Source organism: Apibacter sp., from assembly GCF_025291155.1.
Lineage (GTDB): Bacteria > Bacteroidota > Bacteroidia > Flavobacteriales > Weeksellaceae > Apibacter.
The window spans coordinates 1-4,792 of the sequence record NZ_JAMBJZ010000122.1 but is presented as its reverse complement, the minus strand read 5'-3'; the positions used below and the strand labels follow the sequence as shown (position 1 = coordinate 4,792).

Here is a 4,792-nt window from a genome sequence, read left to right as displayed (position 1 = left end):
ATGTTTAAAAATGGAGAAATCCCTTTAGAGCGATATAAAATTATAGAAATTACACATTATCAGGACATTACAGAAGGATATTATAATGAATTGGTTGGGGTACCGATGGATAATATGGTTCCTGAATATATGGATGAGGATGCCATCCCTTTATGTGAAGAACAATCAGCCATAGTAATGGATAATAACGATCCGGAAGGAATGTCACGAATTAGGGTACAATTTCCATGGCAGAAGCATTTTAATGGTATGACTCCTTGGATCCGTTCTATTACTCCCTATGCCGGAAAAGGAAAAGGAATGCACATAGTACCGGAAATAGGTGAAGAGGTGATCGTAAGCTTTGAAAACGGAAATGCAGAGAAGCCGGTAAGTTTAGGGGCAATGTTCAACGGAGGAGGAAAATCCGGACATGGAGGGGCAGGAAATTATATGAAGGGATTACAAACTGCTGCGGGATCTAATATTACCTTTAATGATCAAAAAGGAAATATGAACTTGGCAGATCAAGGAACTGCTAGTTTGAAAATGGATGGGGCTGGCAATACAGATTTGGATTCTAGAGATAAAATTACCATCAAAAGTGGAGAATCCAGCATTGAACTTTATAAAGATGGTAAAATAATCATCAAAGGTAAAGAAATAAAAATTGAAGGAGAGGATAAAATTGAATCTACTACAAAATCTCATACCGCTACAGGCACAGACATTGTTAAAACGATAAGTAAAACCCTCATTGCAAAAGAAGCTCCTAAAGTAACCATAAATGCTAAAGGGCAAGTAGAAATAAAATCAGGGCAAACTATAGATGTTGAATCCTCAATATCAAACATCAAAGGATCTGATTCTGTCAACCTTAATTAAAAGTTGAAGTTATGAACAATGAACATAACCCAATTGCCATTCGAATAAATCGAATACAGGAAAGTTGGAAAGATCAAATTCAGAATAATAATTATAAAGTAGTTCGTTTTTTATTGGATGATGAAGACGATCTACCTCTTATAAACGGATTTTATAAGTTAGAATCTTCCATACACCGCAGTATTGATGAGGTATTGGTTGTAATGTTAACGGATTTTGAAAATAGTAAAGAATATTCATATCGATTAGCTAAGGATTGGATTTTAGAGTATGAAAAAAGCTTAAGTAAATACCCGGATTTACCTTGGACAGAATTTACCACTTATAAAGATAAAATCCTTCTGGCAAATCCGAATCTACCTCAGGGGCATCTACTTATTGAAATGCTGGCCAGTTACAAAAAATCTATCCCTTTTCCAACAGAAAATCTAAGAATAGGAATAGTACCTAGAAAAATATATAGTTATCCAGATTTTGCTAAGTGGATTGAAAAATTTGCTTTGCAGCTTCCGCAAGATATAGGTATAGTTCTGACAGACTATACTCAAAACTTGTATTATTCACCGGTGATGAATAATTCAAATTTCAGCAGTTATTCTTTACATATTGAAAGCCAAAACATGAAAGGGGCCTATCAAGATATTATTAGAAGTGGAAACCCTTCAGATCCTCAGGTAAAATTTAATAACTGTATGCTTGAAATGGGTAAAAAAGCTTCCGCTCAAAATAAAAACGGAGTACACCACTGGGGAAAAAAATTGCTTGAAGTTGGACAGTCTACCGGAGATAAGGGCATTTGGGCATCTGCTCATCTAATTTATGCGGGTTTTTTATTCGGATTTAAAGATTTGTCCATTCAACCCTTATTAGATAAAGGAATTAAAATTTGTTATTCACAACTAAAAAATAATGATACTTCTTCCTTAGGAATTTTACTCCAATTATATAATTATAAAGCCTCATATTATAGCATAGAGGGTAATTCTTCCAAAGCTTGGGAATGGTTCATCAAAGGTACGCAAGAGGCTATGAAATTTCAACATTATATGGAAGCTATTAGTAGCTGTAAAAATGCCATTATCATAGCCGAAAAAAAATTTATGAAATCAGATATGAATCAATATTTGGAAAATGGAATATTTAAAGAATTATACAAACAGGATGACGAATTCATTAAGGCTACGGAATTCAATTATATAGCTAACTATTACCTATCCAATTCCCCAACCCTTACTCAAGAAGAATATCAAACTATTGATCAACGTTTGATACGTCTATATGGAAAGAAATGGAGACATCAAGCCTATTCGAATTTACAAACCACGCCCTAATTAATCTATAAAAATGCTATTAACAGACAATCATCTTACTCCCGTATTGGGAATAGATATACACTTTACCACTTTACCCCCTTTCAATCCATTTCATCCCTATATAGGAATAGTAATGGATCCTATGGATTATATCCCTTTTATTGGATCAAATGTTCAAGTAAATGGAAAAAAAAGAGGAGTTTCCGATACCAATGGAATCATACTCACCTTAATGCATATACCTCTTTTTACACCTCCTTGGGCCATGGCTCCCATCATCGGACATCAATCCATGAATTTTTTTGCTGCTGAAAAGGTTTTTGCCGATAGTACTCGTTTAAGCCCTAAAGGACACATGCTTATGACTTGTAATGATATTGGTATACCATTATCATTACAACCGGGAAAGAAAAAATTCTGGAAACTTATCCCTACTCTTTTTGCTCCTACCTCCTACTCTTTGCCTATTTCATTTGGCCCTAAAGTAAATGTAGGAGGCCCCTATACTCCCGATTGGGGGGGGATGATAACCGGTTTAGTTATGAGTTTCGGATTCGGGGCAATTATGAAAGGCGTTGGTAAAGGATTAAAGAAAACTAAAAAAATTATAACAAAATTAAACCATAGTTCACAAGCAAAAAAGGGACCGAACAAACTCAGTAAATTTTTATGTTCTTTAAAGTTTGAACCGGTTAATTTAGTTACCGGGGCTGTTGTTTATGAAGGTACAGATTTTACTTTGCCGGGAAATATACCTTTGGAATGGAAACGAGCTTGGTATTCAGATTCCGATTATTCAGGTCCTTTAGGGCATGGGGTACATGCAAATTATGATCTGGATGTTGAAATATTTCCTGATGACCAGGTAATTCTCCTTAGAGCCGAAGACGGTAGGGTTATAGAATTTCCGCTACTTGAAATAGACCAAAATTTTTACTTGAGAGAGGAAAAAATGACCTTAACAAGAACAAAGAACGGGTATGAATTATTTCTTCACTCCAATCAACAAACTTATTTTTATAAACATAGAATATCTCAATACCAATATAAACTTAATAAAATACAAAATTTAGCCGGACATTGTCTACAATTTAATTATTCAGGAAAAGTCCTTTCTGAAATTATCGATACCGCCAATAGAAAAATAAAACTATATCAGAATGGTAATAAAATCATTCACATAGTTTTGGTTAATGAAAATACCAATAAGGAAGAAACCCTTGTCCAATATCATTATGATGAAATTGGCAATATGACTGAAATTACAGACGGGAGAAACCAAACCACTCATATCCGGTATAACGGAACTTTGATGGTTAAGAAAACCGATCGTAACGGACAATCTTTTTATTGGGAATATGATGACAAAGATGTAGGCGCCAGATGTATACATACCTGGGGGGATGGTGGTTTACAAGAAGGGCGCATGAAATACTTCCCTCAAAAAGGCTATAATTGCATTATCGATTCACAGGGCGCGCAATCTTATTATTATTATACTCCGGATCAACTGGTTACTCAAATAAAAGACCCGTTGGGTAATTCTAAATTTTTCCATTATACAGAATTTATGGAGCTGTATCGAGAAATTGATGAAGAAGGTAACTGTACCGGATACAGCTATGACAACCATGGCAATCAAACGGCTATTACCTATCCCGATGGTAGTGAACAAATCTTTATGTATGATGAAAAAAACCGGCTTACACTGACCATTTCTCCTGAAGGACAAAAAAAATCTTATGTATACAATGATGAAAGTCCTTTATTACATGCTATCATTGAGCCGGATGACACTTTTACGGTATTTGAGTACAATGAGCAAAATTTGTTGTCTGAGATCCGTAAAAACGGAAATTCTTTGTTTTTTGCTTACGATAAACAACATAATCTTATTTCCTTAGCGGATAAAAATAAGCTAACCACCGAATGGGAGTATGACTATCGGGGGAATGTAACGCATATTAAAACTGTACAGGGTATATCCCAACAATTCCGCTATGATGAGCTTTCACGAGTGGTTTCTGTACTGTCTGAAGGCAAAGAAACTCGATTTAATTACAATGCCTATGAAGAAATTCTGGAGGCTTTCGATGGAAGTAAAAAAGTAACCTTTCAGTATACTCCTTTAGGTAGTTTGCTTATGAGGGAACAAAACGGAAAAAAGGTTCAGTTTTCTTATGATAAGATGGAAAGAATTAAAGAAGTCCGAAATCAAAAAAATGAAATTTATAGATTTCTTCGAAATTGCAGAGGCGATATAAACCAAGAAATTGCTTTTGACCGTATGGCTACCCATTACATCCGCGACCGCGCCGGAAAAGTTATAAAAATAGATAAAAGCGATGGCTCCTATACCCTATTTGAATATGATCTTCGTGGACAAATCATCCGACAAGAATATTCCGACGGAACTTGGGAAACTTTCGAATACGATAAAAACGGACAACTTATAGAAGCCAGAAACCAAGATAATTGCATAAAACTAATACGGGATAAGGCCGGAAGAATCGTCGAAGAAATTCAATCCAGCGGATTGCCGGAAGATCAAGGACATCATATATTTAGTACTTACGATGAAAATGGCAATAGAACGAATGTTAAAAGTTCACTCG

3 protein-coding genes are annotated in these 4,792 nt (G+C 35.2%); all 3 read left to right on the top strand.

The features are described from left to right. Positions 1 to 864: phage baseplate assembly protein V (locus M3Z80_RS09230; RefSeq protein ID WP_293919324.1), on the top strand; the 864-nt coding region annotated here is incomplete at its 5' end. 11 nt (positions 865 to 875) lie between these two features. Next, on the top strand, positions 876 to 2,195 hold the full coding sequence (locus tag M3Z80_RS09225; RefSeq protein ID WP_293919323.1) for a hypothetical protein: 1,320 nt from the start codon (positions 876 to 878) through the stop codon (positions 2,193 to 2,195). A 13-nt stretch (positions 2,196 to 2,208) separates the two neighbouring features. Next, positions 2,209 to 4,792: DUF6531 domain-containing protein (locus M3Z80_RS09220; protein WP_293919322.1), on the top strand; the 2,584-nt coding region annotated here is incomplete at its 3' end.